Source organism: Parapedobacter soli (assembly GCF_025460835.1).
Classification (GTDB): domain Bacteria; phylum Bacteroidota; class Bacteroidia; order Sphingobacteriales; family Sphingobacteriaceae; genus Parapedobacter; species Parapedobacter soli.
The window spans coordinates 1-884 of record NZ_JAMXAY010000142.1 but is presented as its reverse complement, the minus strand read 5'-3'; the positions used below and the strand labels follow the sequence as shown (position 1 = coordinate 884).

The following is an 884-nucleotide window of genomic DNA, read 5'->3' as shown; positions in this document are numbered from 1 at the left end:
TCATTCCCATTGCGCATTGGGATTGCGATTTTCCTCTTCGAGCTTGGTCTGCGGTTAGCAGGCATTAACTCATGCTTGTGTGCTTATGGCCCTATCGGGCATGTTGCATTGGTCAATTTGAAAACGGGGTCTTAGTAGCCACCACAAAGTTACCCGACCTTTACGCAAAAAATAATTACGGCTTTAACTTGGCTATCCGTTCCATTTCGCGTTGGTGGTAGCGTATCCTGGCATCCAGTTTGGCCGGTTCGTAAACAACCTGCATTGCGGGGTTGTAGGGCACCATATCATGCAGGACATTCCAGATAACCACGGTAATCTTCCGGCTAATGGCGATGAGTGCCTTCTTAGCTGACTTTCTGATGGATAAACGGTTGAACTTCTCTTTGAAAAATGAACCTTTCTTCCGAACTGCTCCCCAAGCGATCTGTACCAGCATCGGTTTGAGGTACCTGTTCCCCTTGGTGATAGCCGTGCTCTTATACTTCCCCGCACTCTCGTCATTCTTTGGCCGTAACCCGACCCAACCGCTCAATTTGCCACTGTTCTCAAAGGTTTTCATGTCTGCGCCTGTTTCGGCGATGATGACTGCGGTACTGATACGGCTGACGCCCGGGATGGTCTTCAGCAATGCGGCCTGCCGGGGGAAACTTTGTTGGCAGATGTATTCTATCTTCTCCAGATACCTATTCGATTGCCTTACCAAAAGATCGTATTCTTCCTTCTCCATCTGGAGGTTAAAGCGGTGGTGTGGCTTCATATAGCCCGTCAATGCTTCCAACAGCCTGCCGTTTTCCTTGTTCTTTCTGTTGGCATAAACCAATTTGGACAACCGGTGGGGGTCTGTTTCCCCGGCGATGAGTGCATCGATCACACCCAGTATG

The 884-nt window shown here is 49.4% G+C and carries 1 protein-coding gene; it reads right to left on the bottom strand.

Translation table 11 applies throughout. The annotated features are described in order from the left end of the window. Window positions 1-175: 175 nt before the first annotated feature. Window positions 176-884 (bottom strand): transposase (locus NGM62_RS21925; RefSeq protein ID WP_262250435.1); only part of this gene is annotated, 709 nt, incomplete at its 5' end.